The sequence below is a fragment of the Actinacidiphila yanglinensis genome (assembly GCF_900107965.1).
In the GTDB taxonomy this organism is placed as follows: domain Bacteria; phylum Actinomycetota; class Actinomycetes; order Streptomycetales; family Streptomycetaceae; genus Actinacidiphila; species Actinacidiphila yanglinensis.
Genome location: NZ_FNVU01000012.1, coordinates 110,044 through 136,168, shown reverse-complemented (window position 1 = coordinate 136,168; position 26,125 = coordinate 110,044). Strand labels below are relative to the sequence as shown.

At 74.1% G+C, this 26,125-nt stretch carries 26 protein-coding genes and 1 pseudogene; 12 read left to right on the top strand and 15 right to left on the bottom strand.

What is annotated here, in order from left to right; translation table 11 throughout:
* Positions 1 to 79 precede the first annotated feature (79 nt).
* Positions 80 to 487: an ester cyclase gene (locus C4U44_RS25835; RefSeq protein WP_103888409.1), complete on the top strand. Its 408-nt coding sequence runs from the start codon at positions 80 to 82 to the stop codon at positions 485 to 487.
* A gap of 131 nt (positions 488 to 618) precedes the next feature.
* On the opposite strand, the gene C4U44_RS25825 is transcribed toward C4U44_RS25835, so the two are convergent.
* The gene (locus tag C4U44_RS25825; protein ID WP_103888408.1) at positions 619 to 1,062 is read right to left on the bottom strand and encodes a winged helix-turn-helix transcriptional regulator; all 444 of its coding nucleotides are present in this window, start codon (positions 1,060 to 1,062) and stop codon (positions 619 to 621) included.
* Positions 1,063 to 1,144: 82 nt separating this feature from the next.
* On the opposite strand from C4U44_RS25825, the gene C4U44_RS25820 reads away from it, so the two are divergent.
* Complete coding sequence (locus C4U44_RS25820) at positions 1,145 to 2,143, top strand: GlxA family transcriptional regulator (protein WP_103888407.1); 999 nt, start codon at positions 1,145 to 1,147, stop codon at positions 2,141 to 2,143.
* Here the strand turns inward: C4U44_RS25820 and C4U44_RS25815 are convergent.
* The gene (locus tag C4U44_RS25815; protein ID WP_103888406.1) at positions 2,095 to 3,105 is read right to left on the bottom strand and encodes a DMT family transporter; all 1,011 of its coding nucleotides are present in this window, start codon (positions 3,103 to 3,105) and stop codon (positions 2,095 to 2,097) included. The genes C4U44_RS25820 and C4U44_RS25815 overlap by 49 nt on opposite strands.
* Before the next feature lie 73 nt (positions 3,106 to 3,178).
* On the opposite strand from C4U44_RS25815, the gene C4U44_RS25810 reads away from it, so the two are divergent.
* Both C4U44_RS25810 and C4U44_RS25805 read left to right on the top strand, forming a co-directional pair.
* On the top strand, positions 3,179 to 3,673 hold the full coding sequence (locus C4U44_RS25810; RefSeq protein ID WP_103888405.1) for an Lrp/AsnC family transcriptional regulator: 495 nt from the start codon (positions 3,179 to 3,181) through the stop codon (positions 3,671 to 3,673).
* Positions 3,674 to 3,871: 198 nt separating this feature from the next.
* Complete coding sequence (locus C4U44_RS25805) at positions 3,872 to 5,032, top strand: TDT family transporter (protein ID WP_235032349.1); 1,161 nt, start codon at positions 3,872 to 3,874, stop codon at positions 5,030 to 5,032.
* Between the two features lie 60 nt (positions 5,033 to 5,092).
* Here C4U44_RS25805 and C4U44_RS25800 read toward each other — a convergent pair whose 3' ends face one another.
* Together C4U44_RS25800 and C4U44_RS25795 are read right to left on the bottom strand one after the other, a co-directional pair.
* Positions 5,093 to 5,479 (bottom strand): nuclear transport factor 2 family protein, encoded by a 387-nt coding sequence (locus C4U44_RS25800; protein WP_103888404.1) that lies wholly within the window; start codon positions 5,477 to 5,479, stop codon positions 5,093 to 5,095.
* A gap of 53 nt (positions 5,480 to 5,532) precedes the next feature.
* Positions 5,533 to 6,123, bottom strand: coding sequence for a peroxiredoxin family protein (locus C4U44_RS25795; RefSeq protein WP_103888403.1), 591 nt, complete (start codon positions 6,121 to 6,123; stop codon positions 5,533 to 5,535).
* Between the two features lie 473 nt (positions 6,124 to 6,596).
* Here C4U44_RS25795 and C4U44_RS25790 point away from each other — a divergent pair, with 473 nt between their 5' ends.
* Both C4U44_RS25790 and C4U44_RS25785 read left to right on the top strand, forming a co-directional pair.
* Positions 6,597 to 7,478: a GNAT family N-acetyltransferase gene (locus C4U44_RS25790; RefSeq protein ID WP_103888402.1), complete on the top strand. Its 882-nt coding sequence runs from the start codon at positions 6,597 to 6,599 to the stop codon at positions 7,476 to 7,478.
* 121 nt (positions 7,479 to 7,599) lie between these two features.
* A complete protein-coding gene (locus C4U44_RS25785) occupies positions 7,600 to 8,424 on the top strand; it encodes an enoyl-CoA hydratase/isomerase family protein (RefSeq protein ID WP_103888401.1) in 825 nt (274 codons plus the stop codon).
* A gap of 78 nt (positions 8,425 to 8,502) precedes the next feature.
* On the opposite strand, the gene C4U44_RS25780 is transcribed toward C4U44_RS25785, so the two are convergent.
* Entirely contained in the window at positions 8,503 to 8,949 is a 447-nt protein-coding gene (locus C4U44_RS25780) for a nitroreductase/quinone reductase family protein (protein ID WP_103888400.1), read from the bottom strand.
* Between the two features lie 193 nt (positions 8,950 to 9,142).
* Between C4U44_RS25780 and C4U44_RS25775 the strand changes: the two genes are divergently transcribed.
* Both C4U44_RS25775 and C4U44_RS25770 read left to right on the top strand, forming a co-directional pair.
* Positions 9,143 to 9,754 carry a GNAT family N-acetyltransferase gene (locus C4U44_RS25775; RefSeq protein WP_103888399.1) on the top strand — a complete coding sequence of 204 codons (612 nt, stop codon included), beginning with the start codon at positions 9,143 to 9,145 and terminating at the stop codon, positions 9,752 to 9,754.
* Between the two features lie 109 nt (positions 9,755 to 9,863).
* On the top strand, positions 9,864 to 10,322 hold the full coding sequence (locus C4U44_RS25770; RefSeq protein WP_103888398.1) for a nuclear transport factor 2 family protein: 459 nt from the start codon (positions 9,864 to 9,866) through the stop codon (positions 10,320 to 10,322).
* Between the two features lie 20 nt (positions 10,323 to 10,342).
* Here the strand turns inward: C4U44_RS25770 and C4U44_RS25765 are convergent, their stop codons facing one another.
* On the bottom strand, positions 10,343 to 12,103 hold the full coding sequence (locus C4U44_RS25765; protein WP_103888397.1) for an MOSC and FAD-binding oxidoreductase domain-containing protein: 1,761 nt from the start codon (positions 12,101 to 12,103) through the stop codon (positions 10,343 to 10,345).
* Between the two features lie 173 nt (positions 12,104 to 12,276).
* Between C4U44_RS25765 and C4U44_RS25760 the strand changes: the two genes are divergently transcribed.
* Together C4U44_RS25760 and C4U44_RS25755 are read left to right on the top strand one after the other, a co-directional pair.
* The gene (locus C4U44_RS25760; RefSeq protein WP_103888507.1) at positions 12,277 to 13,137 is read left to right on the top strand and encodes a DUF427 domain-containing protein; all 861 of its coding nucleotides are present in this window, start codon (positions 12,277 to 12,279) and stop codon (positions 13,135 to 13,137) included.
* A gap of 145 nt (positions 13,138 to 13,282) precedes the next feature.
* Positions 13,283 to 13,945, top strand: a complete 663-nt coding sequence (locus C4U44_RS25755) for a peptidoglycan recognition protein family protein (protein ID WP_103888396.1) — start codon at positions 13,283 to 13,285, stop codon at positions 13,943 to 13,945.
* Between the two features lie 58 nt (positions 13,946 to 14,003).
* On the opposite strand, the gene C4U44_RS25750 is transcribed toward C4U44_RS25755, so the two are convergent.
* Positions 14,004 to 15,035 carry a sigma-70 family RNA polymerase sigma factor gene (locus C4U44_RS25750; RefSeq protein WP_235032348.1) on the bottom strand — a complete coding sequence of 344 codons (1,032 nt, stop codon included), beginning with the start codon at positions 15,033 to 15,035 and terminating at the stop codon, positions 14,004 to 14,006.
* Between the two features lie 191 nt (positions 15,036 to 15,226).
* Between C4U44_RS25750 and C4U44_RS25745 the strand changes: the two genes are divergently transcribed.
* Entirely contained in the window at positions 15,227 to 15,823 is a 597-nt protein-coding gene (locus C4U44_RS25745; protein ID WP_103888395.1) for a dihydrofolate reductase family protein, read from the top strand.
* Between the two features lie 72 nt (positions 15,824 to 15,895).
* Here the strand turns inward: C4U44_RS25745 and C4U44_RS25740 are convergent, their stop codons facing one another.
* Positions 15,896 to 16,732, bottom strand: coding sequence for an alpha/beta fold hydrolase (locus C4U44_RS25740; RefSeq protein ID WP_160145098.1), 837 nt, complete (start codon positions 16,730 to 16,732; stop codon positions 15,896 to 15,898).
* A 148-nt stretch (positions 16,733 to 16,880) separates the two neighbouring features.
* Entirely contained in the window at positions 16,881 to 18,077 is a 1,197-nt protein-coding gene (locus C4U44_RS25735; protein WP_103888393.1) for an epoxide hydrolase family protein, read from the bottom strand.
* Between the two features lie 185 nt (positions 18,078 to 18,262).
* Here C4U44_RS25735 and C4U44_RS25730 point away from each other — a divergent pair, with 185 nt between their 5' ends.
* A complete protein-coding gene (locus C4U44_RS25730; protein WP_103888392.1) occupies positions 18,263 to 18,919 on the top strand; it encodes an endonuclease in 657 nt (218 codons plus the stop codon).
* A gap of 104 nt (positions 18,920 to 19,023) precedes the next feature.
* Here C4U44_RS25730 and C4U44_RS25725 read toward each other — a convergent pair whose 3' ends face one another.
* The 6 genes and pseudogenes from C4U44_RS25725 to kdpB all read right to left on the bottom strand — a co-directional run bounded on the left by C4U44_RS25725 (position 19,024) and on the right by kdpB (position 26,061).
* Positions 19,024 to 19,728, bottom strand: coding sequence for a response regulator (locus C4U44_RS25725; protein WP_103888391.1), 705 nt, complete (start codon positions 19,726 to 19,728; stop codon positions 19,024 to 19,026).
* 97 nt (positions 19,729 to 19,825) lie between these two features.
* Complete coding sequence (locus C4U44_RS41625) at positions 19,826 to 20,521, bottom strand: response regulator transcription factor (RefSeq protein WP_160145097.1); 696 nt, start codon at positions 20,519 to 20,521, stop codon at positions 19,826 to 19,828.
* A 38-nt stretch (positions 20,522 to 20,559) separates the two neighbouring features.
* A pseudogene (locus tag C4U44_RS42695) lies at positions 20,560 to 22,092 on the bottom strand (ATP-binding protein); the annotation flags it as partial.
* Positions 22,093 to 22,178: 86 nt separating this feature from the next.
* Positions 22,179 to 23,321, bottom strand: coding sequence for a universal stress protein (locus C4U44_RS25710; protein WP_146088340.1), 1,143 nt, complete (start codon positions 23,319 to 23,321; stop codon positions 22,179 to 22,181).
* Between the two features lie 22 nt (positions 23,322 to 23,343).
* Positions 23,344 to 23,877: a potassium-transporting ATPase subunit C gene (locus tag C4U44_RS25705; protein ID WP_103888388.1), complete on the bottom strand. Its 534-nt coding sequence runs from the start codon at positions 23,875 to 23,877 to the stop codon at positions 23,344 to 23,346.
* A gap of 105 nt (positions 23,878 to 23,982) precedes the next feature.
* A complete protein-coding gene (gene kdpB, locus C4U44_RS25700; RefSeq protein WP_103888387.1) occupies positions 23,983 to 26,061 on the bottom strand; it encodes a potassium-transporting ATPase subunit KdpB in 2,079 nt (692 codons plus the stop codon).
* Between the last annotated feature and the right edge of the window lie 64 nt (positions 26,062 to 26,125).

Sequence of the window (26,125 nt, the reverse complement as noted above, 5' to 3'; positions counted from 1 at the left end):
CCGGAGGATCGGTGGCCACAGCGGGTCCGCCGAGCGGACCCGGCCCGCCCGGCGACGCCTTCACCGACCGAGGAGTGCCATGTCCCAGCAGGACAACATCGCCGCCCAGACCGCCTTCGGCGAGGCGGTCAACAGCGGGAACCTCGCCGCCCTCGCGGACGTGGTCGCCCCCGGCTCGGTCGACCACGACGCCGCCCCCGGGCAGGGCCCCGGGCCGGAGGGGTACCAGGCCATGTTCCAGGTGCTCAGGAACGCCTTCCCCGACCTGCACGTCGAGGTCGAGCACCTGCTGGCGACCGAGGACGAGCTGGCCTTCGCCTACACCATCACCGGCACCCACCGCGGCGAGCTCCTGGGGCACGCGCCGACCGGCAGGTCCGTGCGCTTCCGCGGCATGCAGATCAGCCGTTTCGAGGGCGGCAAGCTCGTGGAGCGCTGGGGCAGCAGCGACGAGCTCGGCATGATGCGGCAACTCGGCCTCGTTTGAAGCGGCCTGACCGGTCCGGCACTCGCCGCCTCGCCCCCACCCCGCCCGGCCGACGTCCGGGGGCCCACGCCCTCACCCCGCTTCGCCGAGCCCGGCCCGGCCCGGCCCTCCCCAGTCCGGCCCCACCCCTCTCACTCCAGAACTTCCCGCTCCACCACGCTCACCAGCCCGCCCCCTTCGAGCGGTTGCCCGCACGCCGCGCAGACCACCCGCGTCACGACGTCGGCGCCGCAGGTGTGGACGAACCGCGGCGCGGGCGGCGGGTCCGCGAGGTGGCGCAGGCCCCACTCCCGCAGGCCGATCAGGACCGGCTCCAGGGCCTGCCCCGCGGGCGTCAGGTGGTACTCGAAGCGGGGCGGGCGCTCCAGGTAGCGGCGGCGCTCCAGCACGCCGCCGGCCTCCAGGGACCTCAGCCGCTTGGTGAGCACGTCACGCGGCGCCCCCGTGTTGGCCTGGATGTCGGCGAAGCGCCGCACCCCCATGAACACCTCGCGCAGGGCCAAGAGCGCCCAGCGCTCTCCGACGAGGTCGAGGGTTCCGGCGATGGGGCACGCACGCGGCTGGACATCGGGCATGCGACCAGGGTAGTCGGTTTGGTTTGCAAACTCACCTCGGATAGCATGGATGACCGCACCGCCACCCGGTCCGGAGGATCCGATGAACCGCAGCCAGGCCGCAACCGGCCCCCTCCAGGTGACCGTCCTCGTCTTCCCCGGCGTGCGCCTTCTGGACGTGACCGGCCCGATCGAGGTGTTCAGCTCGGCGAACGACTTCGGCGGCCGGTACCGGGTGCGGGTGGTCTCGTCCGACGGCCTTGAGGTGACGACCGCCTCGGGCACCCGTCTCGGCGTCGACATGTCGGTCGACCGGGCAACCGGGACGAGCGACGTGCTGGTGGTACCCGGCGGCCCCGAGTGGGACCGGCTGATCAAGGACGACGCGCTGCTGGACCAGGTGCGCGCCCTGCACGCGCGCTCCCGGCGCACCGCGTCCATCTGCACCGGCGCCTTCCTGCTGGCCGCCGCCGGCCTCCTGGACGGCCGGCGCGCGACCACCCACTGGCGCAACGCCCGCGAACTCGCCCTGCGCTTCCCCGCCGTCACGGTCGACCCCGACGCGATCTTCGTCCGGGACGGCACGGTGGTGACCTCGGCCGGGGTCAGCGCCGGCATCGACCTGTCGCTGGCCCTGGTGGAGGAGCACTTCGGGGGCGAGGTGGCCCGGTCCGTGGCCAAGGACATGGTCGTCTTCATGCAACGCCCCGGCGGGCAGTCGCAGTTCAGCGCGCGTGCCCGCACCCCGCACACGCGCCAGGACGCGCTGCGCCGGGTGCTGGACGCGGTCGCGCAGGACCCCGGCGCCGATCACACCCTGTCGGCGATGGCCCGCCGGGCCAGCCTCAGCGCGCGGCACGTGACCCGGCTCTTCTGCGACGAGGTGGGCGTCAGTCCGGCCCGCTACGTCGAGCAGGTCCGGCTGGAGGCGGCGCAGGCCCTGCTGGAGAGCGGCGACGACCCGCAGGCCGCGATCGCCCGGCGCACCGGCTTCGGCTCCCCCGAGTCCCTCCGCCGGGCCTTCGTCCGGCACTTGGGGGTCACCCCCGGCGCCTACCGGGCCGGTTTCCGCACCACCGGAGCGGCGCACCCGGCCGGCTGACCGCCGCCCGGCCCGCCCGGCACCGTCCGCGCCGTCACCACCGTGCCGTCCCCGCGGCGACCCGCGTCCTGACGAGTGCGACGCCCCGCAGGCAGGCAGGCGTGGACGGTTCCGGCGAGGATCAGCGCGCAGCCGGCCCACGCCGCGGGGGTGAGGTGCTCGTGCAGGAGGAGCGACCCGATCACGGCCGCCGCGAGGGGTTCGGCGAGGCTGAGCGTCCCGGCCGTGGTCGCCCGTACGTGGCGGAGGCCCGCGGTGAACAGCCGGTACGCGACGGCGGTCGTGGCCACGCCCAGCCAGGCGATCAGGGCCAGGGTCGTGCCGTGGCGCACCGCGGCGGCGTCCGTGACCACCGAGGGCAGGAGGGGGAGGGAGCCCGCCAGCAGGGAGAGCGCGGAGAGCGCCGGCAACCGGTCGGCGGGTGCGGCAGCGGCGAGCTTCTTCGCGAAGACGGTGTAGAGGCCGTAGCAGGTGCCCGCGGTCACGGCCAGCAGCAGGCCGAGCGGGTCCACGCGGGAATTGCCCGGCGCCATCAGGAGGGCGCAGCCGGCGACGGCGGCGGCGGTGCTGACCAGCCAGGCGGAGCCGACGCGTTCACCGGTCGCCCACCGGGCGCACAGGCCGGTGGCCGCCGGGGCCGTACCGAGGGCGATCACCGTGGCCAGGGCGGCGCCGGTCCGCTCCACCGAGGACAGGAAGGCCGCCTGATAGATGCCGGTCGACAGCGCGCAGACCACCAAGGGGAGCAGAACCGTGCGCCCGGCGAGGGCCCGCACCCGGGCCGGGCGCACCGTGAACGCCCCGAGGACCAGGCCGCCGACGAGCAGCCGCCAGCCCCCGAGGGCAGCCGGTGTCATGGGGCTGGAGGCCAGCACCTGGGCGGGGCCGACGGTGCCCCACAGCACCGCCGCGGCCAGCACCGAACCGGCGCCGTGGGCCGGACCGTTCTTTCGTACGTCCATGGGCGGAGACCATAGGCAGAAGTCCACGACCTCTCAGCGTCTGCCGCACGTCGTTCGGCGTACGGTCGATGTCATGGAACTTGATGCGCTCGACCGTGCCCTGCTGCGCGAGTTGCAGAACGATGCACGGCAGACCAACCGTGAGCTCGCGGCCAGGACCGGGGTCGCGCCGTCGACCTCGCTGGAGCGGGTGCGGCTGCTCCGCGAGCGGGGCGTGATCACCGGCTACCACGCGGCCCTGGACCTGGATGTGGCCGGCCGCCCGGTCCAGGCCCTGATCTCGGTACGGGTGCGGCCGCCGGCCCGCCCGGTCATCGAGGGGTTCCGCGAATGGGCGGCGCGACTGCCCGAGGTGATCGGCCTGTTCGTCACCTCCGGCCCCCACGACTTCCTGATCCACGTGGCCGTCCCCGACGTGGACGGCGTCTACGCCTTCGTCATCGACCGCCTCACCGAACGCCGGGAGATCGCCGACGTGCAGACGACGATGGTCTACGAGCACGTCCGGTCCCCCCGCATCGAGCCCGCCGCCCCGGATCGCCCCCGCACCGCGCGCAGGTCCCGCTGACCGGGCTCCCCGCCGGGTCCTCGCGGGCGGCGCGCGCCTCCTGGGAGGTGGCCGTCCCGAAGTGAGGGGGTCGTGGCGCGTTCGCCCCTGCGGCCGGGGCCGGGCGCCGCTCTACGGTCGGAACGCCGCCGGGCCGGGCGGCCCTGCGCCGGCCGGGCGCCGACCGCTCCCCGGAACACGAAAGAAGCGTCCCCTCCCGTGACACCCCAGCTCAGCAGCGATCCCGCCGGCCCGATCGCGGACGACGTGGCGCCCGGCGGCTCCGCGTCCGGCCGCCCGCGCCCGCCCACGACGACGGACACCGGACGCCGGTCGCTCGGTCCCGGCTGGTTCGCGGCCGTCATGGGCACCGGCATCGTCGCCAACGCCGCGGTCACCCTGCCGCGCGGCTTCACCGGGCTGCGGACGGCCGCGACGGTGGTGTGGGGTGCGGCCGCGGTGCTGCTGCTGGTGCTCGCCGCCGGTTACCTCCGGCAGCGGGCGCTGCGGGCGCACGCCGCCGACCCGGCGGCGGCGCAGTTCCTCGGCGCACCGCCGATGGCGCTGCTCACGGTGGGCGCCGGGACGGTCCTGCTCGGCGGGAGAGTCGTCGGGACGCGGGCCGCGCTGGACATCGGCTGGTCGCTGTGGTCGCTCGGCACCGTCGGCGGGCTGGTCGCCGTCTGCGCCGTGCCGTACCTGATGGTCACCCGGCACCGCTTCGCGCCCGACGCGGCGTTCGGCGGCTGGCTGCTGCCGGTGGTGCCGCCGCTGGTCTCCGCCGCGACAGGGGCGCTGCTGGTCCCGCACGCGGCCGCCGGCCAGCCGCGGCAGACCCTGCTGCTCGGCTGCTACGCGCTGCTCGGGCTGGGCCTGGTCGCCGTGTTCCTCGTGCTCGCCATGCTCTACAGCCGCCTCATCCACCACGACGCCCCCGCGGGCGCGGTCGTGCCGACGGTGTGGATCGGCCTGGGGGCGCTGGGCCAGGCGGTCACGGCGCTGGGAGCGCTGGCGGTGGCCGCCCGCGGGGTGCTGCCGGCCCCTTCCGCGCAGGGCGCGGCCGACCTCGCGCTGCTGGCCGGGGTGGGGCTGTGGGGCTTCGCCGTGCTGTGGCTGGCCCTCGCGGTCGCGCTGACCCTGCGGGAGTTCCGCGCGGGGCTGCCGTTCGCGCCGACCTGGTGGTCGTTCATCTTCCCGCTCGGCGCCTGCGTGACCGGCACCAGCGCGCTGGCCGCCAGGAGCGGGTCGCCGCTGTTCGTCTGGGGCGGGGTGGGGCTGTACGCCGTGCTCGTCGCCGCGTGGGCGGCGGTCGCCGGGTACTCGCTCGTCCATGCCGCCGGGCACGCCCGCCGGGGCGCGGCACGTGCGGCGCGCGCCTGACGCCGGGGCGCGCCCCGACCCGTCCACCGCCGGGTCGGCGCGCGCCGGAATCGCGACCCGTCAGCGCCCGGGCATCGACCGCACCCATCCGGCGCGCCAGGCGGGCGGATCGAAGGGGTCCGCGAAGTACTGCGTCTCGTGGGCCACCTTGCCGTCCCGGAACTCCATGATGCTGATGGTCGACGTCGGCTTCCCGTCGTAGGCGAGCACGTACTCGGTGATCCAGAGGTCCCCGCCGCCGAGGATGCGGCGGACGGTGAAGCCGAGTCGCGCCGGGTGGTGCGAGCGCAGCGCCTGCAGATCCCGCCGGCCGACGATGCGCTCGCCCGACTGCGGGTAGTCGGTGACGACGTCGTCGTGGTAGATGGCGTGCTCGGCGTCCTGGTCCCCCGCGGCGGAGGCCGCCCAGTGCCGCTCCAGCGCCGCCCGCGTCTCCTGGTCGCCCATCGCGATCCCTCCATCCGTCCGCCGGGAGTGCCGGGAGTGCCCCCCTGGCCCGCCTACTTTCCCGGGTCGGCGGAGCGCGTGTCCCAGCCGTGGAAGAGCGAGTGGTCCCCGCCGTCCCACGCCTCGCGCAGGCCGGGCGTGCTCAGGTCCCAGTCCGGGCGGATCTCCCGGGTGACGTCGCGCAGATCGTGCCACAGGTCGTACGCCGACGGGCGCCCCCAGAACCAGTAGCCGTTGTAGACGGTGTGCACGACCAGGCCGGGTTTGAGCACGAGGGTGTACGGGATCATCGGGTCGTGATCGGGGTCGGTGTACTCCTGGATGTCGAGTTGCCGCTGGACGATCCGCTCCGGGTCGGACAGGAAGGTCCACTGGGCGCCCACCGACAGCCGGAACTCCTGCAGCGTGTGGTGGTCGTCGGTGGAGATCGTCGCGATCTGGGTGTAGGCCACCGCGGCCTTCGGCTGGAGTACGGTCGCCATCTCCCGGTGCTGGTGGTGCTCCTTGGGGCAGTAGTGCCCGCGCATCAGGGTGAGGACCAGCGGATCACGGCCCTGCAGCTCGCTGAGCGTGCGGACCGTGCCCGTCTGGTCGGGCAGTGCGAAGTCCGGCAGGACGCCGCCGGGAACGATGTCGGGGTGCATGGGCCACGCCACTTCCTCCGGCCGGTCGCAGAGGCGACATGTCGATGTTCTCCGCCACGCCGTGCGTTCCGGCGAGCCGCTCCCCTGCGCGGGGGTGCCTGCCCACCGTGGCGGGGGCGGCGGCGCGCTGCACCCGGCTGGTGTGAGGTACTCGCTCTCCCCAGCGTAAGGACGCCGTGGGCCGGGCGCGCGCCGGACCGCCGCCGGACCGCCCGGGTTCAGCCGCAGCAGGCGGCACCGCCGTGAGGACGGTGGCGGACGCTCGCTGCGGGGCGCGTCGAGGGCGCGCACGGCCGCCCCGAACAGGGGACGGCCGTAAACCCGTTGCCGGCGGACGCGCGCGGCGGATAGCGTCGCCCGGCCGCCCCGCGAGGAGGGCGCCGTCGAGGAGGAGGTGTGCAGCACATGCGCAGGAGCCGTTCGTGCCGGACCCCGTGGCCTGCCCCAACCCGCTTCCTCATGACGGAGACACCTTGTCCTTCCGCATCACCGCACTGACCGACCCCGACGGCGGTTCCTCCGGCCACCGCCTGGCGTGGCTGGCCTCCCTGCCCGACGGCTCGCCCGCCGGCTCGGCCTTCCTGCGCGTCCGCACGGCGGCCGGCCAGGACCACCTGGCCGAACTCGAACTCGCCGTCCACCCGGCCGAGCGGCGAAACGGCGCCGGCTCGCAGCTTCTGGCGGCGGCCGTGGCCGCCGCAGGCGACGCCGGCCGGCGCTGCGTCACCGCCCAGGCGGAGGCGGACTCGCCGGGCGACCGGTTCCTCGCCGCCCGCGGCTTCCGCACGGTCCTCAGGCTGAGGTACACCCGGCTCCCACTGGCCCGGGCGGACCTGCCCGCACTCACCGAGGCCGCCCGGCAGCCGCATCCCGGCTACCGCCTGACCTCCTGGGCCGGCACCGTCCCGGACCCGCTCGCCGCGACCTTCGCGGCCTCGCGCCGGGCCATGGACGACATGCCGATGGACGACGCCGACTGCGGCACCCAGGTCTGGGACGTGGACCGCGTCCGGGCGGCGGCCCTGGCCGTCGAGAAGCGCGGCGACCTGCTGTACACGGTCGCCGCCGTCAGCGAACAGGACGGCACGATCGTCGGGTTCACCGAGCTGGTCGTCCCCGGTGACGGCCGCGGCGAGGGCCAGCACTACGGCACCGCGGTCCTCCCCGAGCACCGCGGCCACGGCCTCGGCCGGTGGATGAAGGCCGAGGCGATCAGGCAGGCCGCCGCGCGCCACCCGGAGCTCGACGGCCTGGCGACGGACACCGCCGAGAGCAACCGGGCCATGCGCGCCGTCAACGACGCGCTCGGCTACCTCCCGACAAGCACCTCGCTGCTGTACCAGCTCGACCTGTAGTCCGGGTCACCCGCCCGGGGCAGCCCGCCCGGCCGTGCGGCCCAACCAGGCCGCCCCGGGCGGGCATGTCGGGCTTTCGCGCCTCACGGGATTCTGCGCGCCCGGCCCTTACCGTCGGGGCATGAGCAGCCCTCAGCAGTTCCGGGTGGACGAGGTGACCCCCTCCTACTGGAGAGTGACCTTCACCAACGGGGAGGTCAACCTGCTCGACGTCGACAGCGTCGAGCAGCTCGCAGATCTGGTGACCCGCATCGAGCAGGCCCCGGAGCTCACCGTCGTGGTGTTCCGCAGCGACAACCCCGACTTCTTCATCGCGCACTGGGACGTGCGCTCCGACCAGGCCCGGGTGGCTGCCATGCGGCCCGGCCCGACCGGACTGCACCCCTACGCCGACAACTTCATCCGGCTCAGCCGGGTGCCGGCGGTGACCATCACCGAGATCAACGGGCGGGCCCGCGGCGCGGGCAGCGAGTTCGCGCTCGCCACCGACATCCGCTTCGCCGGGCCCCGCGCCGTCCTCGGGCAGTTCGAGGTCGGCATGGGCTCCGTGCCCGGCGGCAACCCGATGGGCCGGCTGGTCCGGCTGATCGGCCGGGGCCGCGCGATGGAGGTCGTCCTGGGCGCCGACGACTTCCCGGCGGACCTCGCGGCCGCGTACGGCTACGTCAACCGGGTGCTGCCGGAGGGCGAACTGGAGGGCTTCGTCGACACCTTCGCCCGGCGGATCGCCGGCTTCGACAAGGTGGCGGTGTCCGACGCGAAGGCGCTCGTCGACGCCGCCGCCCATGTCCCCGACGAGGAGTCCGCGGCCAGCCTGAACACGTTCTTCCGCACCTCGGGCCGCCCGGAGAACGCCGACCGGGTGCGCCGCCTCTTCGAGCTCGGGCTCCAGCAGCCGGACGGAGTGGAGCTCGAACTGGGGCGTCAGGTCGGCCGGTTGCGCTGAGCGTCCGGTCCCGCGAGGCTCGGGCGGACCGGCTCCGCCCGGGAGAGCCGCGCGGGCGGAGGAGCGGCCGGCCCGCGGTCAGACGGCGTCGAGGTCGACCCGTACCGTCAGCGGGTCCGTGGCCGCCGCCGCGGACGCGCCCGCGCACAGGCGCCGCGCGACGCCGCCCTCGCCGATCAGCCGCTGCCGCTCGCGCGGATCGTCGTCCTCAAGGACGCGTGCCGTTCCGGTCCGCCAGCGGATCCCGGACGCCGTCCGCACCTTGACCCGCACCCGCGGGTTCGCCCGGATGTTGCGGACCCAGTCGGAGCGGTGGCCGCGCTGCGCGACCAGCCAGAAGACCTCGCCGGCCAGCCCGTCGCAGACCGGTGTGCGACGCGGCAGTCCGGTGCGCCGGCCGATCGTCTCCAGCAGGGCGTCACCGGGTGGCGGGAAGCCCAGGTCGTGGGCGAACATCACCACGGGGTTGACCGCGTGCTTCTGCACCAGGCGCAACGCGCGCTCCTTGGCAGCCGTTCCGTCCATCCGGCGCTGCTCCCTTCCGGGGGTCACCGAGCCCGCCCCCGGAGGCGCCCGACCGTCGGCGCACCCCTCTCGTCCTCATAACGTACGTCCGGCCCCCGGGGCGCGCCATCCGGTCGGATGGCCGTCGACCGGAACAGCGGCGGCACGCCGCACTAGGCTGGCCGGACATCGGACGAAGGGGAGACGCGCACCGATGACCCGACCCCCGCTGCCCGTCGCCACCGAACGGCTCACGCTGCGCCGGTTCACCGTGGACGACCTCGACGACCTGCACGCCTACCAGGCCCTCCCCGAGGTGGCCCGCTACCTCTACCGGCCGCCGCTCACCCGCGAGCAGTGCGCGCAGGCCCTCACGCGGCGTGCGGACGAGGGGAGTTGGGCCGCGGACGGCGACGACCTGGTCCTCGCCGTCTGCCCGCCGGGCGAGGAGCGGGTGCTCGGCGAGGTGGTCCTGAAGCTGGCGAGCGCCGAGGCCGGCCAGGCCGAGATCGGCTGGGTCTTCCACCCCGCCCACGGCGGGCGGGGTTACGCGACCGAGGCGGCGTCGGCGGCGGCCGCGCTGGCGTTCGCGCACCTCGGCGTGCACCGGCTCTTCGCCCGGCTGGACGTGCTCAACAGGAGCTCGGTGGGCGTGTGCGAGCGGCTCGGGATGCGCCGCGAGGCCCACCTCGTCGAGAACGACCGCGACGGTGACCGCTGGGGCAGCGAGTACGTCTACGCGGTGCTCGCCCGCGAGTGGCGGAACGCCCGGGCCGGGAGCGCGCCCGCCGGAGCGGGCGGCGCCGCGGTCACGGACCGTTCTTGACTCGGCCACCTGCCGGTTCTAGCGTGCCGGGGACCGATGATGATCGTCCGCGTCCGCCCGGCCGGCACCGCGCAGGGGGGCGCCACCGAGCCGTGAGGAGACCGCGACGATGACCGACCGTCCGCCGCTGCCGCCGTTCGACCGCGAGTCCGCGCTGCGGAAGGTCCAGGCGGCCGAGGACGCCTGGAACACGCGGGACCCCGAGCGGGTCGCGGGCGCGTACACGCCCGATTCCGTCTGGCGCAACCGGGACACCTTCGTCACCGGTCGCGCCGCGATCGTCGCCTTCCTGACCGCCAAGTGGCAGCGGGAGCTGGACTACGCGCTGCGGAAGAACCTGTGGGCTTTCGACGGCGACCGCATCGCGGTGCGATTCCAGTACGAGAGCCACGACGCGGCCGGCCAGTGGTACCGCTCCTACGGCAACGAGCTGTGGGAGTTCGACGCGCACGGCCTGATGCGGCGGCGCGAGGCGAGCATCAACGACGTGGCCATCGCCGTGTCCGAGCGCCGCATCTTCGGGCCGCGCCCGCAGGAGGAGCACGGCACCGAGTTCCCCCTCGCCTGACGCGCGCGGGTCCCCGCCGCTCACAGGTCCAGGACGACCTCGGTGACCGGAGTGCTGCAGCAGATGAGCGCGCTGCCGGCCTCGGGCGGTTCGAGCGGTGGGGTGGTGTAGGTGAGGTCGCCCTCCACGAGAGGGGTGACGCAAGTGTGGCAGACCCCGGTACGGCAGGACCAGCGGGTGGGGACGTCGCAGGCCTCGGCGAGTTCGAGGAGGGACGCGTGCGCGGGCGACCACGGCGTGGAGATGCCGCTGCGGGCGAAGGTGATGCGGGGGCCGGTGCCCTCGGGACCGGGCGGTTGGTGCGGGCGGGCCGCCGTGCCCGAGGTGACGCCCGGGTTGATCGCGGACAGGGCGCTGAACTGCTCGGTGTGGATGCGCTCAGCGGCCAGGCCGTGGTCGCGCAGCAGCCCGCCGAGTGCGTCCATGAAGGCGGTCGGCCCGCAGAGGTAGGCGTCCGCGTCAGTGTCGATGCCCAGGGCCGCCAGTGATCGGGCGGTCGGGCGGCCACGGGTGGCGTGCTCCTCTCCGCCACGCGGGTCCTCGGAGGTGTAGTAGACGTGCGCGCGGGCATGCGGGAGCCGCTCCAGCAGGGCACGGCTCTCCCCCGCGAACACATGGTGGGCGCGGTCGTGGGTCGTGTGGATCCACCAGACCGGGCGCGGGTCCCGGCGGTCGGCGAGCCGGTGGAGCATGGCGAGCACCGGGGTGGCGCCGATCCCCGCGGACAGCAGCACGACCGGCCGGGTGCCCTCCTGGAGGACGAACGTCCCGCGGGGGCTGGCGACGTCCACCAGGTCCCCGGTCCGGAGGGTGGCGTGGATGTAGCCGCTGACCTTGCCGTGCGGCTCGTGCTTGACGCTGATGCGGTAGGTGCCTGCCCCGGGCGCGGACGACAGGGAGTAGCTGCGCACCGAGGGCGCGGCGTCACCGACCGGGAGGCGGAGCGAGAGGTACTGGCCGGCGCGGGCCTCGGACAGCGGTGAGCCGTCGGCCGTGTCGAGGTAGACCGAGGAGATGGTGGGCGTCTCGGGCACGATGCGCGCCACCCGCATGCTCTTGAAGCCGGGCCAGCCCGCGGCCTCCCCGGTCTGCCGGCAGCCGGCGCGTTCGCCCGGCCATCCCGGCTCCTGCTGGGGCTGCTGGGCGTCGACCAGCTCGCGGAAGGACTGCTGCCAGCCGGGGCTGAGCGCGGGGATGTCCAGTGCCCTGCGCAGCTTGTCCGGGTCGCGGTCGGGCAGGTAGAGCAGCGCGTCGGTCTCGGCGACGCTGAGTTCCTGCGGGCCCCGGCGGGTGAGGGTGATCTCGTCTCCCGCCTGGACCTGCCCCTCGGTGAGGACGCGCAGGTAGAAGCCGGGGCGGTGGTGGGCGACCAGGAGGGAGGCCATGGTGGGCTCGCCCAGCCGCATGCCGACCCGGTAGCAGGTGACGCGGGGCTGGGTGACCTCGAACTCGGCATCCCCGATGCGGTACCGGTCGCCGATGCACACCTCGTCGTCGGGCAGGCCGTCGACGGTGAAGTTCTCCCCGAAGATCCCGAAGGACAGGTCGTCGCGGCCGAGCTGCTTCTCCCAGTAGCGGTGGGACTGCGCCTGGTAGACGAGGACCGCGCGGATCTCGCCGCCGTGGCCGGCCAGGTCGCCCTGGCCGTCTCCCTCGACGTTCAGCCTCCGGACCATGCGGGGCCCCTCGACGGGCGCCTTCCAGGCTCCGGTGCGGACGGTCCTCCCCTGCCAGGAGACGTCCTTCGGCATTCCTACGTTGACGGACAGCAGGGTCGCCATTGCTGACCTCCTGCGGTGGCCGAGCGGGCAACTGTCGTGGCGCGGCAATCGGCGCACTACGACGAGGGTAGGCCGGGCGCGGCGCCTCCGCGATTCCGGTGCGGTGGCCGGCGGCCGCCGGCGGACGGAGCCTGGAGGAGGAAGCCCGCACCTCCCACCGGAAGGAGCCCGCCATGGGACTGTCCTGGCAGCAAGGCCCGCTCGCGCCCGGCGCGATCGGGCACTTCCTCACCCCGGAGCCGCTGCCCGAGCGGCTCCTGTTCGCCGAGCGGCTGCGCCGCCGCCTGCGCGTGCGGTGCGCGGGCGACTGGATCGCCGACAGCGAGGACGCGCTCCTGCTGCACGAGCCGGGCCGCTACCCGGTCGCCTACTTCCCCCGCGAGGACATCGTCGAAGGGACGCTGGTGCCGAGCGGCAAGGTCACTCACCACAAGGACCTCGGCGACACCGCCTGGTACGCGGTGCGCGCCGGCGACCGCACTGCCGAACGCGCCGCCTGGGAGTTCACCGCGCTGCCCGGGCACGCCGCCGAGCTGGGCGGGCGGATCGCCTTCGCCTGGCGCGCGATGGACGCCTTCTTCGAGGAGGACGAGCGCATCCTCGGGCACGCCGCGGACCAGTACCACCGGATCGACATCCGCTCCACCTCCCGCGTCCTGGAGGTCCGCCGGGGCGACAGCGTGATCGCCCGCTCCGAGCACCCCCTGGTGCTCTTCGAGTCCGGGTTCGCGCCGCGCTGGTACGTCCCGCGCGCCGACGTCGACGAATCCCGGCTGCTTCCGGTCGAGGGCCGGACGTTCTGCCCCTACAAGGGCCTGTGCGACTACTACGACGTCGGCGAGGCGCGCCGCGCCGCCTGGTCGTACCAGGACGCCTACCGGGAGGTGGACCGGATCGGCGGCATGGTGTCCTTCGAGGCCGACCTGGTCGAGGTGCGTCTCGACGGGGAGCGGCTGCGTCCGGAGTCCGGCCAGCAGGTGATCCCGCACGGCGTCGACCGCGGGCTGGACGTCGACGAGGCCGGGAGGCGGTGACCGCCGCCCCGCGGCACCGCACCACCCCGACCCGCGGCAAAAACTTTCATCACGGCCCTGTTCTCCGGGGGTTGAGTGGCAGTAAGTTTCAACTCCAGTCGCCGCGACGGATGTTGACACTCCCCCACCCCACACGGAGAGCCACATGCCGAACCGAGAGCACTCCCCGATGCCGCGCCGCCGCTTCCTCGCCTCGGCCGCCGGTGTCGGTATCGGGGCCGGAGCCGTGATCATCGGCTCCACGCCCGCGCAGGCAGCGGTACCCGAGCCCAACATCTTCGACTGCACGGCATGGGACGCCAGGCCGCCCTCCTCCCCGGTCAGCCTGGCCGGGAACAACCCGAACAAGATCATCGTGCACCACACCGCGTTCGCCAACACCGCGGACGCGGGCACCTCCGGCTCGTTCGCCATCGCGCACGAGATCCAGGACCTGCACATGGACACCAACGGCTGGATCGACTCCGGCCAGCACTTCACCATCAGCCGCTCCGGCATCATCATGGAGGGCCGCCACCGGAGCATGGAACGCCTGCTGGCCGGCTCCGACATGGTGGTCGGCGCCCACACGGTCGGCCAGAACACCCAGGGCATCGGCATCGAGAACAACGGCACCTACACCAGCGTCACCCCGCCATCGATCCTCTACGCCAGCCTGGTCAGCCTGTGCTCGTACATCTGCTACAAGTACGGCCTGAGCCCCACCGAGATCTACGGCCACCGGGACTTCAACGACACCGAGTGCCCGGGCGACAAGCTCTACGCGATGCTGCCGCAACTGCGCAGCGACACCGCCTCCCGCATGTGAGCGACCGGTGGCCCCCCGGCCACGCGACGGGGGGCCACCGCCCGCGCTCCGCGCCCGTCTACGGCTCACCGAGGGCCGGCAGCGAGCGCGGCAGGCCGAAGGCGGCGAGCATGCCGCTCTCGAAACGGCTCAGGGAGCGGATCCGGTCCCCGGCGAGGGCGAGGGCGAACAGGCCGGTCCCGTGCCGGACGCCGGTGGGCGCCCACAGGTAGGCGCCGAAGGCCGGTTGGCCGTTGGCGCGGGTCGGCACCAGACTGAACCTGCGGCCCGCACCGAACAGGGTCGCGCAGAAGGCCGCCACGGCGTCGGGCCCCTCGTACTCCAGGGGCAGCGGGGGCATGGACATGAAGACGTCGTCGGTCAGCAGGGCCACCAGCGCCTCGATGTCCGCGGACTCGTAGGCGCGGACGAACCGCGCGACGACCGCCTCCTCCGCGGGGGACCCGGCGGCGGGCGGCGGTTCGCGGTCCTCGTCCGCCGTCCGGAGGTGCCGGAGGCCGGCGCGCGCCCGCTTCAGGGCGCTCTTGACCGACTCCACGCTCGTGTCCAGCATCGCGGCCACCTCGCTGGCAGGGAATCCGAGGGCATCGCGCAGGATCAGCACCGCGATCTGACGGGGCGGCAGGAGCTGGAGCGCCGTCACGAAGGCCAGGGAGACGGACTCGGACCGCTCGTAGCGGGCCTCCGGGCCGAGCGGCACCCGGGCGGCGTCCTCGAGCAGGGCGTCGGGACAGGGCTCCAGCCAGACGACCTCGCCGAGCCCGGTCGGCTCGGGCGGTTCCACTCCGGGGATGTTCCACTCCCTGGCCGGCCGCCGGGCGGCCGAACGCAGCGTGCTCAGGCACCGGTTGGTCGCGATCCGGTAGAGCCAGGTGCGGACCGAGGCGCGGCCCTCGAACCCGGCCAGACCGCGCCACGCGGCCAGCAGCGTGTCCTGGAGGGCGTCCTCGGCGTCCTGGAACGACCCGAGCATCCGGTAGCAGTGGACGTGCAGTTCGCGGCGGTACGGCTCGGTCAGCGCCCGGAACGCCTCGTCGTCCCCGGCCCGGGCCCTGCCGATCAGGTCGGCTCCCGCCTGCCGCGTCCCCACCCGTGCACCTCCCGCTCGCACTCCCCCACCGTCCACTCCCGCCGCCTTTCTCCCGCGCTCCCGCGCCGTGTACTGCTTCCTTCCCGTACGGACGCCTTCCGAGCCGGAAAGGGGGCGGTCGTCCGGCGCCCCCTTCGGCGGATCCACGGCGTCGGCACCAGTGACAGCCGAACCGACGAAGGAGAACCGGCATGGGAAAGATCGTCATCAGCTCGAACCTCTCGCTCGACGGGGTCGTCCAGCTCCCGACCGCCGCGGGCGACGCCCTGGGCCGCGGCGACTGGTCCACCCGGCTCGCGGGCAGGGACCGCGAGGAGTGGGCCCGGCACGAGTACGAGGAGGCCGTCGGGGCCGGCGCGCTGCTGATGGGGCGGCGCACCTACGCGTGGTTCGTCGAGCGCGGCTGGGCCACCCGCACCGGCGCCTGGGCGGACCGCCTGCGGGACCTGCCCAAGTACGTCGTCTCCTCCGCCGCGCTCGCCGAACCCGCGTGGGCGGGCTGCACGGTCCTCGGCGGCGACGTGCCGAAGGAAGTCGCCGCTCTGCGGGGGCGGGTGGAGGGCGACATCGTCGTCTACGGCAGCGGGCGCCTCGTGCACACCCTGATCGAGCACGACCTCGTCGACGAGCTGCGCCTGATGGCCTACCCGCTCGTGATCGGCGCCGGGGACCGGCTGTTCGGCGCGACGGGCGCGGTGAAGTCCCTGCGCCTGACCGGCACCCGCACGGTCGGCGACGGCCTCGCCCTGCTGACCTACCGGTCCGTCCGGGACACCGGGGAGGAGTGACCGGCGCGACCGGCCGGGACCCGCGCCGGCGGGTCCCGGCCGGCCTCCTGTCCCGCCCCCGCCGGCGCGGGCTCAGTCCCCGTGGCGGGCAGCGAACTCCTCGACGACCCGGGCGACCGCCGCGGGGTCCTCCAGCGGAGCGGCGTGGCTGAGGCCCGGGAGCGGACGGATCTCGGAGTCGGGCAGCCATGCGGCGAGTTGGGCGGCGCGCGCCCGGTAGGCCGTGCCCAGGCGCTCCCCCTCCCCGCCGACGGCCAGCAGCACCGGGGCGGTGACCGCCGCCGCCTGCGGGGCGCCGAAGGGCCAGGCACGCAGGGCGGGGCCCTCGGTGGTGAAGAAGTACCGGCTGCCCTCGACGGCCTCCCGCAGCCCGTCCTCGCCGAGCTCGCGCACGAACACCTCACGGAAGCCCGGCCCGCCCACGCCGCCGAGGAAGAGGTCGAAGGCCCGCGCGTAGTCCCCATCGGCCGCCGCCTGGAGGGCATGTGGCATCGCCGGGTGCGCCGGCTCGTCCGGCGCGTAGGGGAACGCGGCGTCCAGCAGGACGAGCGAGCGCGCCATGTCGGGGCGGGTGGCGGCGAGTTCGAGCGCGACGGCGGCGCCGGAGGAGTGCCCGACCAGGGCGGCGCGCCGCACGCCCGCCGCCTCCAGCACCGCCACGGCGTGGCCGGCGTGCGCCGCCACCGACGCGCTGCCCGCCAGGTCCTGGCTGCGGCCGTATCCGGCGCGCTGCACGTTCAGCACCCGGCGGCCGTCCGCGACGAGGCGCCGGCCCACCGGGGTGAGCCAGTGCGCGGTGAACGACCCGTGCAGCAGCAGCACGGGATCCCGTCCCCCGCTTCCCTGCCGCCCTCCGCCTTCGTCCGAGTAGACGATCCGCGCGTCGCCGACGTCCAGCGTGCTCGCCACGGGCTGCCCCTCTCTCTCGCGTCCGCGCCCGGCCCGCCGGCCCGGATGCCGGACGGGGCGCTGTGACACTCAACGAGCGAGCGGCCGCCGAACACCGCACGTCACCCGATCGGCCCGGCCCCCGCCGGCCGCCACGATCCGCCATCGGTCAGCCGCGTGCGCGCAGCGCGCGGAAGAACCTCCGGACGTCGCCGACGAGGGCGTCCGGCTGCTCCATCGCGGCGAAGTGCCCGCCCCGGTCGTACTGCGTCCACTGCACGATGGTGTTGGTGCGCTCCGCGATGTGCCGCAGCGGGACGAAGTTGTCGCGCGGGAAGACCGCCAGCGCGGTCGGCGTCGTCGAGGGCTCGGGAGGGCTGCCCCAGTACTCCGCGTGCGCGCGCTCGTAGTAGATCCGGGCGGACGAACCGGCGGTGCCGGTCAGCCAGTACAGCATCACGTTGGTGAGCAGCCGATCCCGGTCGATGACCTCGCCCGTCACGCCCTCGGAGTCGGACCACTCCGTGAACTTCTCGGCGATCCAGGCGAGTTGGCCCACCGGCGAGTCGGTCAGACCGTAGGCCAGCGTCTGCGGCCGGGTGGCCTGGATGTCGGCGTAGCCCTGGCGGTCGCGGCTCCACGCCTGGATGCGCTCCCAGGAGGCGAGGGCGCGTTCCCGCTCGGCCGGGGCGAGCGCGGCCAGCTCCTCCGGGCCGGGTTCCTCGGCCTGGTAGGAGTCCGGCAGCAGGTTCAGGTGGACCCCGACGACCTGCTCGGGCCGGCTGCGACCCAGCTCGCGGGAGATGGCCGCCCCCCAGTCGCCGCCCTGCACCCCGTAGCGCCGGTAGCCGAGGCGCCCCATCAGCGTGCCGAAGGCGGCGGCCACCCGCCGGAACTCCCAGCCCGGCTGCGTGGTCGGTCCGGAGAAGCCGAACCCGGGGATGCCGGGGAGCACGAGGTGGAAGGCGTCGCGCGGGTCGGCGCCGTGCGCGCGGGGGTCGGTGAGCGGGCCGGCCACGTCGGCGAACTCGACGATCGAGCCGGGCCAGCCGTGCATCATGAGCAGCGGGGTCGCGTCCGGCTCGGGCGAGCGGATGTGCGCGAAGTGGACGTTCGCGCCGTCGATCGTGGTGGTGAACTGCGGCCACCGGTTCAGCTCGGCCTCCGCGGCCCGCCAGTCGTAGCCGTGCCGCCAGTAGTGCGCGAGGTCGGTGAGGTAGCCGCGCGGAACGCCGTAGGACCAGCCCACGCCCGGCAGTTCGTCGGGCCAGCGGGTGCGGTCGAGCCGCGCGTGGAGGTCGTCCAGGTCGCTTTGGGGTACGGCGATGCGGAACGGGTGGAGGGGCTCGTCGGCCGAGGTCGTCATCACGCGGATGCTACGTCCGCGGGCGCGCCGCACGCCTCCCCTTATCGCGGTCACTCTGCGTGATGCCCGTCGCGGTCACCGCTGGTGGGCCGACCGGCCGGCGACCCCGACCGGGACCTTCGGCGGGGTTGATCGGCGGCCGGACGGGTAGCCGATCGGACGCGAACCCACGGAGGTGAACGCATATGGCCGCCACCACCCGACGCGACGTGATGGCCGCGGTCCTCGACGGGTACGGCCGCACCTACGCCGACGAGGCGGGTATCCGCCTCAGGGACGCGCCGGAGCCCCTCTACCGCCTGCTCGTGCTGGCCTGCCTGCTCAGCGCGCGCATCCGGGCGGGGGTCGCCGTCGCCACCTCGAAGGAGCTGAGCGCCGCCGGGATGCGCAGCGCCGCCCGCACCGCCGAGGCGACGTGGCAGCAGCGGGTCGACGCGCTGGGCCGCGGCGGGTACCGCCGGTACGACGAGCGGACCGCCACCCAGCTCGGCGACGGGGCCCATCTGGCGATCCGGCGCTACGGCGGGGACCTGCGGCGGCTGCGGCGGCAGGCGGACGGCGACGTGGCACGCATCGAGCGCCTGCTGCAGGACTTCCCGGGGCTGGGGCCCGCGGGCGCGGAGATCTTCGTCCGCGAGGTGCAGGCCGTCTGGCCGGAGGCGGCGCCCTTCTTCGGCGCCAAGGCGCTGGACGGCGCACACGCCGTGGGCCTGCCCACCGCGCCGGGGTCCCTCCTGCGGCTGGCGGGCGACACTCCCCCGGAGGTGCTCGCCGCCGCGCTGGTCCGGGTCTCCCTGGACAAGGCAGCCCCGGAGGCCGTCCAGCTGGCGGCGCACGCCTGAGCGTCCCCTCCGCTCCGGGAGAGGCCGCCCGCGGTTGCCCCTCCCTCCGCGGCAGGTGGTCCCTCAACCGGCAGGACGGGCCGGCCCGGGGGGTCAGGGTCCGCCTACGGCTCGAAGCGGTAGCCCAGCCCCGGCTCGTTGAGCAGGTGGCGCGGGCTGGCCGGGTCGGCCTCCAACTTGCGGCGCAGGCCCGCGAAGTAGACGCGCAGGTAGTTCGTCTTGCTCTCGTGCTCCCGCCCCCAGACCTGGCGCAGGATCTCCTGGCTGGTGACCAGGATGCCCGGGCGGCGCAGCAGCACGTCGAGGATGCGCCACTCGGTCGGGGTGAGCCGCGGCGGGTCGGTGTCGGCGCGGTCCGCGGCGGCGCCGGAGCGGTTCACCGTCGCGCCCGCCAGGTCGATCGTCCACGGGCCGATGTGCGCCTCGGGGTGCGGCACCTCCTCCGTGCCCTCGGGCCGGCGCAGCACCGCCCGCAGCCGGGCCAGGAGTTCCTTCATCGCGAAGGGCTTGGTGACGTAGTCGTCGGCGCCCGCGTCGAAGGCGGCGACCTTCTCGTCCACGTCGTACCGCCCGGACAGGATGATGACGGGGACCTGGCTCCACGCGCGCAGGGCCTGCAGCACGTGGTGGCCGTCGATCTGCGGCAGCCCGAGGTCGAGGATCACCGCGTCGGGCGGGTTCTGCATGGCTTCCAGGAGCGCTCCCCGGCCGTCCGACGCGGTCTCCACCGTGTAGTGGCGGGCCCGCAGGTCGACCTGGAGGGCCTTGAGCAGGAGCGGTTCGTCGTCGACGACCAGGATGCGGGTCATGGTGCGGTGTCCTTTGACTGCGGGCTCCGGGGCGGGCCCGCGGAGAGTGGGGGACCCTGACCGCCCGGCAGCAGCCCTGCCGGGCGGTGACGCGGGGTCAGCCGGCCGCCGGCGCGGGCGGGACGGCGAGCCGGTAGCCGACGGAGGGGTCGTTCTGGAGGAACTGGCCGGCCTCGTCGTGCAGCTTCTTGCGGATGCGGTAGGCGTAGACCTTCAGGTAGTGCGTCTCGTTGGCGTACGCCGCTCCCCAGACGCTCTCCAGGATCATGCGCCGGGTGCAGACCTTGCCGGCGTGCCGGGCGAGGTAGGCCAGGACGTCGAACTCCTTCAGGGTGAGGTCGAGCGGCCGGCCCTGGTAGGTGGCCTGGTAGTGGACCAGGTCGAGGTGGAGCGGGCCGGCGGTGAGCTCGGTGACGTGGCCGATGTCGTCGGCGGCGTGGTGGCGCAGCGCGACCCGCAGGCGCGCGTCGAGTTCGCGCATGCCGAACGGCTTGGTCATGTAGTCGTCGGCGCCGTTGTCGAGGGCCTCGACCTTGCGGTCCTCGGAGCTGTCCGCGGACAGGATGATGATGGGCAGATCGGTCCAGGTGCGGATGCGGGTGCAGACGTCGAGTCCGTCGAGGTCGGGCAGTCCGAGGTCGAGCACGATGACGTCGGGGCCGTGGACGGCGGCTTCGGCGAGGCCCGCCTGGCCGGTTTCGACGGTGCGGACCCGGTGTCCCAGGGTTTCGAGGCCGACCCGGCAGGCGGCGAGCAGCGCGATGTCGTCGTCGACGATGAGGACCGTGGCCACGGTGTGTTCTCCTCGGACAGGCCGGCCGCGACCGGCAGGGTGAAGGTGAAGCGGGCGCCGCCGCCGGGGTTGGTGTCGGCCCAGATCCGCTGGCCGTGCGCTTCGACGAAGATCTTGGCGATGGCCAGCCCGAGGCCGGTTCCACTGTCCGCCTCGCGGCGGAAGAAGAAGCCGAAGACCTCGTCGCGCCGGCCCGCCGGTATGCCGGGCCCCTGGTCGGCGACCGAGATGCGCACCGTGTCCGGGCCGGTCCCGGCGGCCCCGGTGTCCCGGTCCGCGGTGACGGTGACGGTGATGGCGGTGCCAGGCGGGGCGTAGCGGGCCGCGTTGTCGAGCAGGTTGGTCAGCACCCGGCCGATGAGCACCGGGTCGACGTCGAGCAGCGGCAGGTCCGGGGCGATCTCGGTGCAGATCTGCCGTGGCGCCGGGCGGGGCAGGTCCCGCAGGACGCCACCGACCAGGTCGCCCGCGCTGGTCACGCCGGTCCGCGGCCGCAGCACGCCGGCCTGGACCCGGCTCATGTCGAGCAGGTTGGTGACCAGGGCCGCGAGCCGGTCGGTCTGGGTGTCGACGAGCCGGGCGAGTTCGGTGCGGTCCGCCTCGCTCAGGGCCGGCGCGAGCTGGGCGTCGGCGAGCACCGAGGAGGACGCCTTGATCGAGGCCAACGGGCTGCGCAGGTCGTGCGAGACGGCGGCGACCAGGGTGCGCGCCAGGTGCTCGACCTCCTGCGTGAGGCGGGCGTGCAGCGCCTCGTCGCGCAGCTGGGCCCGCTCGACGGCCAGGGCGATCTGGTGCGCGAACAGCAGCAGCGGCTCGCGCTGCTGCTCGGTGATGGTCGCGTCGCTGATCGCCAGCATGCCGACCGGCCGCCCGGCGGCCACCAGCGCCAGCCGCACCGGCTCGCCGCGCTGCCCGGGGCCGGCGGGCGCGGCGACCAGGTCGAGGTTGGTGACCTGCCCCGGCTCCGGCTGCAGGCGCCGCAGCTCCGCCGGGTCGAGGTCGTCGCCGGCGGTGGCCGCGACGCGGAGCCGGCCGTCGGCGTCGGGCAGCAGCAGCGCGACGTGGCCGGCGTCCAGGACGTCGGCCAGGGTCGTCACGATGATGCCGAGCAGTTCGGGCAGCGGCCGGTCCTGGACGAGCTGGGTGGACAGGTCGAACAGCCGCCGCAGCTGCAGGCCGCGCTGTCCCGCCTCGGCCTGGGCGAGGTTCATCCCGGCCACCACCCGGGCGACCGGCAGCATGATCACCGCGTAGATGCCCAGCGCGGTCCAGTTCTCGCTCGCCCCGACGTCCAGGGTCAGGTAGGGCGGGATGAAGAAGAAGTCGTAGACGAGGAATCCCCCGGCGATGCTGAGCACCCCGGCGAGGAAGCCGCCGTGGGTGACGCCGGCGACGACCGGCACCACCAGCACCAGTGCGGTGGTGGCGACGCTCAGGTGGGTCCGGATCGGCAGCATCGCGGCGGTGAGCACGGCGATGCACGCCAGGGCCACCAGCGACCCGACCAGGTTGCGGTGCACCGTGTCGACGGCCGGCCTGACCCTCGGCTTCCGGAAAGGAATGCCGTTCATCCTCATGTCCCTCCAGGTCGTCCGCACCGGCTCGCCCGGCCGGGACGGGCGGGTCCGCGAGGGACCCGGCCGCGGGCCGGGCCTGTTCAGCGTAGGTGGCACGGGGTGCCGCCGAGGTCGTGGGGGCGGGCGGTGATGTGCACGTCCACGCCGGCCCGCCCGGCCAGCCGGGTGAGGCGGTGGACGGTGGAGCCGCCGGCGAGCAGGTGCTGCCAGCGGCTGCGCCGGCTGGAGCCGAGCACGATCCGGGTGGCGTGGTGCTCGGCGGCCGCCTGCATGATCGCCCGCGCCGGGTCGCCGTCCTCGATCTCGATCCAGTCGCCGCCGAGGTCGTCGGCGAGTTGCCGGATCTCCCGCAGCCGCTCCGCCCGCCGCGCCGACCGCCGGTTCCGGTGCGCCTCGCCCGGGTGGACGTGCACGACGTACAGGTCGGCGGCCAGGCGGGCGGCGAGGCGGCCGGCGCGGCGCAGCAGCGTCTCGGTGCCGGGCGCGTCGCTCACCGCGACCAGCACGCGTTCGGCCCTGCCGCCCGCCCGGCCCGGCGGGCTGCGGCGCAGCCGGGCGAGCAGGTCCTCGTCGGCCTCGCCGGCCAGGAACCGCTCGGTCAGCTCGCGCAGCACCGTGAGGTTCTCGGTCCGGAAGAACCCGGTGAGCGCCAGGTGGATGCGGTCGGCGGGGTAGATGTCGCCGCGCAGCATCCGCCGGCGCAGTTCCTCCGGTGAGGAGTCGACCAGTTCGATGTGGTCGGCCCGGGCCAGCACCGCGTCGGGGACGCGCTCGCGGACCCGGGTGCCGGTGATCTCCTCGACGGTGCCGGCCAGGCTCTCGATGTGCTGGCTGTTGAGGGTGCTCATCACGCTGATGCCGGCGTCCAGCAGTTCCAGGACGTCCTGCCAGCGCTTCTCGTGCCGGCCGGAGCCAGGCACGTTGGTGTGGGCGATCTCGTCGACCAGCACCAGTTCGGGCCGGCGGGCCAGGATCGCGTCCAGGTCCAACTCGGCGAAGAGCGCGCCGCGGTGGACCACCGGTTTCGGCGGGACGACGGCCAGGCCGTGCAGCCGCGCCGCCGTGGCCGGGCGGCCGTGGGTCTCCACGAACCCGACCACGACGTCGGTGCCACGGGCGGCCCGGCGGGTCGCCTCCTGGAGCATCGCGTAGGTCTTGCCGACCCCGAACGCCATCCCCAGATAGACGCGGAAGCGTCCGGCGGAGCTTTCCGAAGACGTCACCTCGCGGCCCTTCGCGGGCGCTCTACCGCAGCCCCGCCAGCGCCTCGTTGAGCTCGAGGACGTTGACGTGGGAGGCGCCGAGGAACCCGAGCTGGGGGCCCTGGACGTGCGCGGCGACCAGGGTCCGTACCGTGCCGGCCGGCAGGTGGCGGGCCGCGGCGACCGAGGCGACCTGCGTGTAGGCGGCGGCCGGGCTGATGTCGGGGTCGATCCCGCTGCCGGAGGCGGCGACCAGGTCGGGGGACGGCGTGATGCCCTGCTTCTTCAGCGCGGCGATCCGCTTCTTGTAGGTGTCCACGAGTTCCTTCGAGCGGGGACCGAGGTTGGACCCCCCGGTCGCGGTCGGGTCGTCACCGTCGGGGCGGCCCTGGAACCACTGCGGTCCCTTCCACTGCTGCCCGACCAGCTTCGATCCGTTGGTGCCCAGCGAGCCGCTGGCCCGGTGGCCGAAGAGGGCCTGGCCGATCCCCGTCTCAGCCAGCGGGTAGGCCAGTCCGAGCAGGACGAAGAAGATGACCGAGACGATCAGGCCCCGCCGCAAGTTCACCCACAGCATGACAACTCCATGGCGGCTCTCCGCCGGTGTTCGTGGTGGTGGTCGAGTTCGTAGCTTCCGGGCCGGCCGTGGTGGCCGTGCCGGTCGTGCGTCGGCATGCCGCTCCTAGTAGGCGTGCAGGGCGGTGAGGATCAGGTCGATGACCTTGATGCCGGCGAACGGGACGACCAGCCCTCCGACGCCGTAGACGAGGACGTTGCGGCGCAGGATCGCCGTCGCGCTGGAGGGCCGGAACCGCACCCCGCGCAGCGCCAGCGGGATCAGTGCCACGATCACCAGCGCGTTGAAGATGACCGCGGACAGCACCGCCGAGGTCGGGCTGTGCAGGTGCATGACGTTGTAGGAGCGCAGCTGCGGGAACGTCGTCAGGAACAGCGCCGGGATGATCGCGAAGTACTTCGCGACGTCGTTGGCTATCGAGAAGGTCGTCAGGGCGCCACGGGTGATCAGCAACTGCTTGCCGATCTCCACGATCTCGATCAGCTTGGTCGGGTTGGAGTCGAGGTCGACCATGTTGCCGGCCTCTTTCGCGGCCGTGGTGCCGGTGTTCATCGCCACGCCGACGTCGGCCTGCGCGAGGGCGGGCGCGTCGTTGGTGCCGTCGCCGGTCATCGCGACCAGCTTCCCGCCGTCCTGCTCGGCCTTGATCAGCTCCATCTTCCGGTCCGGGGTCGCCTCGGCCAGGTAGTCGTCGACTCCCGCCTCCTGCGCGATGGCCGCGGCGGTGAGCGGGTTGTCACCGGTGATCATCACCGTCCGGATGCCGATGGCCCGCAGCTCCGCGAACCGCTCGGCGATGCCCTGCTTGACCACGTCCTTGAGCTCGATGACGCCCAGCACGGTCGGCCCGTCGGCGACCACCAGCGGGGTGGCGCCGGCCATGGCGACCCGCTCGACGATCGGGTCCAGGTCGGGCGGCAGCGTGCCGCCCTGCTCGACGACCCAGCGCTTGACCGCCTCCGCGGCGCCCTTGCGGATGCGCCGGTCGGCGGTGTCCAGACCGGACATCCGGGTGATCGCGGTGAACGGGACGAAGGTGTGGGACGTGCCCAGGTCCCGCTCGCGCAGCCCGCAGCGCTCCTTGGCCAGCACGACGACGGAGCGTCCCTCCGGTGTCTCGTCGGCCAGCGAGGCGAGTTGGGCCGCCGCGGCCAGGTCGGTCTCAGCGTGCTCGCCGACCGGGTGGAACGCGGCCGCCATCCGGTTGCCGAGGGTGATGGTGCCGGTCTTGTCCAGCAGCAGCGTCTGCACGTCGCCGGCGGCCTCGACCGCGCGGCCGCTCATCGCGAGCACGTTGCGCTGCACCAGCCGGTCCATGCCCGCGATGCCGATCGCGGACAGCAGCGCGCCGATCGTGGTCGGGATCAGGCAGACCAGCAGGGCGACGAGGATGACCACCGACAGCTGGGTGCCGAAGAAGCTCGCCATCGGCTGGAGGGTGACCACGACCGGGACGAAGATGATCGTGAGCGCGGCGAGCAGGATCGCCAGTGCGATCTCGTTCGGCGTCTTCTGCCGCTTGGCGCCCTCGACCAGGCGGATCATCCGGTCCAGGAACGTCTGCCCCGGCTCGGCGGTGATGCGCACCACGATCCGGTCCGACAGCACCCGGGTGCCGCCGGTGACCGCCGAGCGGTCGCCGCCGGACTCGCGGACCACGGGCGCGGATTCACCCGTGATCGCGGACTCGTCGACCGACGCGGCGCCCTCGACGATCTCGCCGTCGGAGGGGATCACGTCGCCGGCCTCGCACACCACCACGTCGCCGGTGTTCAGGTCACCGGCCGCGACCGGCCGCTCGGTGCCGTCGTCCGCCAGCAGGCGGGCGCCGGTCTCGGTGCGGGTGCGGCGCAGGGTGTCGGCCTGCGCCTTGCCGCGTCCCTCGGCCATCGCCTCGGCGAAGTTGGCGAACATCACCGTCAGTGCCAGCCACACGGTCACCAGCCAGGCGAACACGCTGGGGTGCGCGATCGACTCGATCAGGGTGACGGCGGTGCCGATCAGCACCACGAACATGACCGGGTTCCTGATCTGCACCCGCGGGTCCAGCTTGCGGACCGAGTCCACGGCCGCCTGCCGCAGGATCTGCGGGTCGAACAGTTTGCGGCGGTTCACCACACCGCGTGGCCCGTCGGGTGCACCTGGCCCCGCGGCCGGCGAGTCCAGGACATGAACGTCCGACATCACTGCATTCCTTTCCACACGCGCATTGACCGCGGTGACAGGGGGGTTGACGCATTCGGCACGC

Coding starts and splice junctions, on each gene's coding strand:
- C4U44_RS25705 (WP_103888388.1), bottom strand. CDS start 23,877: ATGCTGTGGGTGAACTTGCGGCGGGGCCTGATCGTCTCGGTCATCTTC.
- C4U44_RS25745 (WP_103888395.1), top strand. CDS start 15,227: ATGGGAAAGATCGTCATCAGCTCGAACCTCTCGCTCGACGGGGTCGTC.
- C4U44_RS25775 (WP_103888399.1), top strand. CDS start 9,143: ATGACCCGACCCCCGCTGCCCGTCGCCACCGAACGGCTCACGCTGCGC.
- C4U44_RS25820 (WP_103888407.1), top strand. CDS start 1,145: ATGAACCGCAGCCAGGCCGCAACCGGCCCCCTCCAGGTGACCGTCCTC.
- C4U44_RS25835 (WP_103888409.1), top strand. CDS start 80: ATGTCCCAGCAGGACAACATCGCCGCCCAGACCGCCTTCGGCGAGGCG.
- C4U44_RS25810 (WP_103888405.1), top strand. CDS start 3,179: ATGGAACTTGATGCGCTCGACCGTGCCCTGCTGCGCGAGTTGCAGAAC.
- C4U44_RS25725 (WP_103888391.1), bottom strand. CDS start 19,728: ATGACCCGCATCCTGGTCGTCGACGACGAACCGCTCCTGCTCAAGGCC.
- C4U44_RS25770 (WP_103888398.1), top strand. CDS start 9,864: ATGACCGACCGTCCGCCGCTGCCGCCGTTCGACCGCGAGTCCGCGCTG.
- C4U44_RS25755 (WP_103888396.1), top strand. CDS start 13,283: ATGCCGAACCGAGAGCACTCCCCGATGCCGCGCCGCCGCTTCCTCGCC.
- C4U44_RS25800 (WP_103888404.1), bottom strand. CDS start 5,479: ATGGGCGACCAGGAGACGCGGGCGGCGCTGGAGCGGCACTGGGCGGCC.
- C4U44_RS25785 (WP_103888401.1), top strand. CDS start 7,600: ATGAGCAGCCCTCAGCAGTTCCGGGTGGACGAGGTGACCCCCTCCTAC.
- C4U44_RS25795 (WP_103888403.1), bottom strand. CDS start 6,123: ATGCACCCCGACATCGTTCCCGGCGGCGTCCTGCCGGACTTCGCACTG.
- C4U44_RS25825 (WP_103888408.1), bottom strand. CDS start 1,062: ATGCCCGATGTCCAGCCGCGTGCGTGCCCCATCGCCGGAACCCTCGAC.
- C4U44_RS25735 (WP_103888393.1), bottom strand. CDS start 18,077: ATGACGACCTCGGCCGACGAGCCCCTCCACCCGTTCCGCATCGCCGTA.
- kdpB (WP_103888387.1), bottom strand. CDS start 26,061: ATGTCGGACGTTCATGTCCTGGACTCGCCGGCCGCGGGGCCAGGTGCA.
- C4U44_RS25765 (WP_103888397.1), bottom strand. CDS start 12,103: ATGGCGACCCTGCTGTCCGTCAACGTAGGAATGCCGAAGGACGTCTCC.
- C4U44_RS25815 (WP_103888406.1), bottom strand. CDS start 3,105: ATGGACGTACGAAAGAACGGTCCGGCCCACGGCGCCGGTTCGGTGCTG.
- C4U44_RS25780 (WP_103888400.1), bottom strand. CDS start 8,949: ATGGACGGAACGGCTGCCAAGGAGCGCGCGTTGCGCCTGGTGCAGAAG.
- C4U44_RS25760 (WP_103888507.1), top strand. CDS start 12,277: ATGGGACTGTCCTGGCAGCAAGGCCCGCTCGCGCCCGGCGCGATCGGG.
- C4U44_RS25730 (WP_103888392.1), top strand. CDS start 18,263: ATGGCCGCCACCACCCGACGCGACGTGATGGCCGCGGTCCTCGACGGG.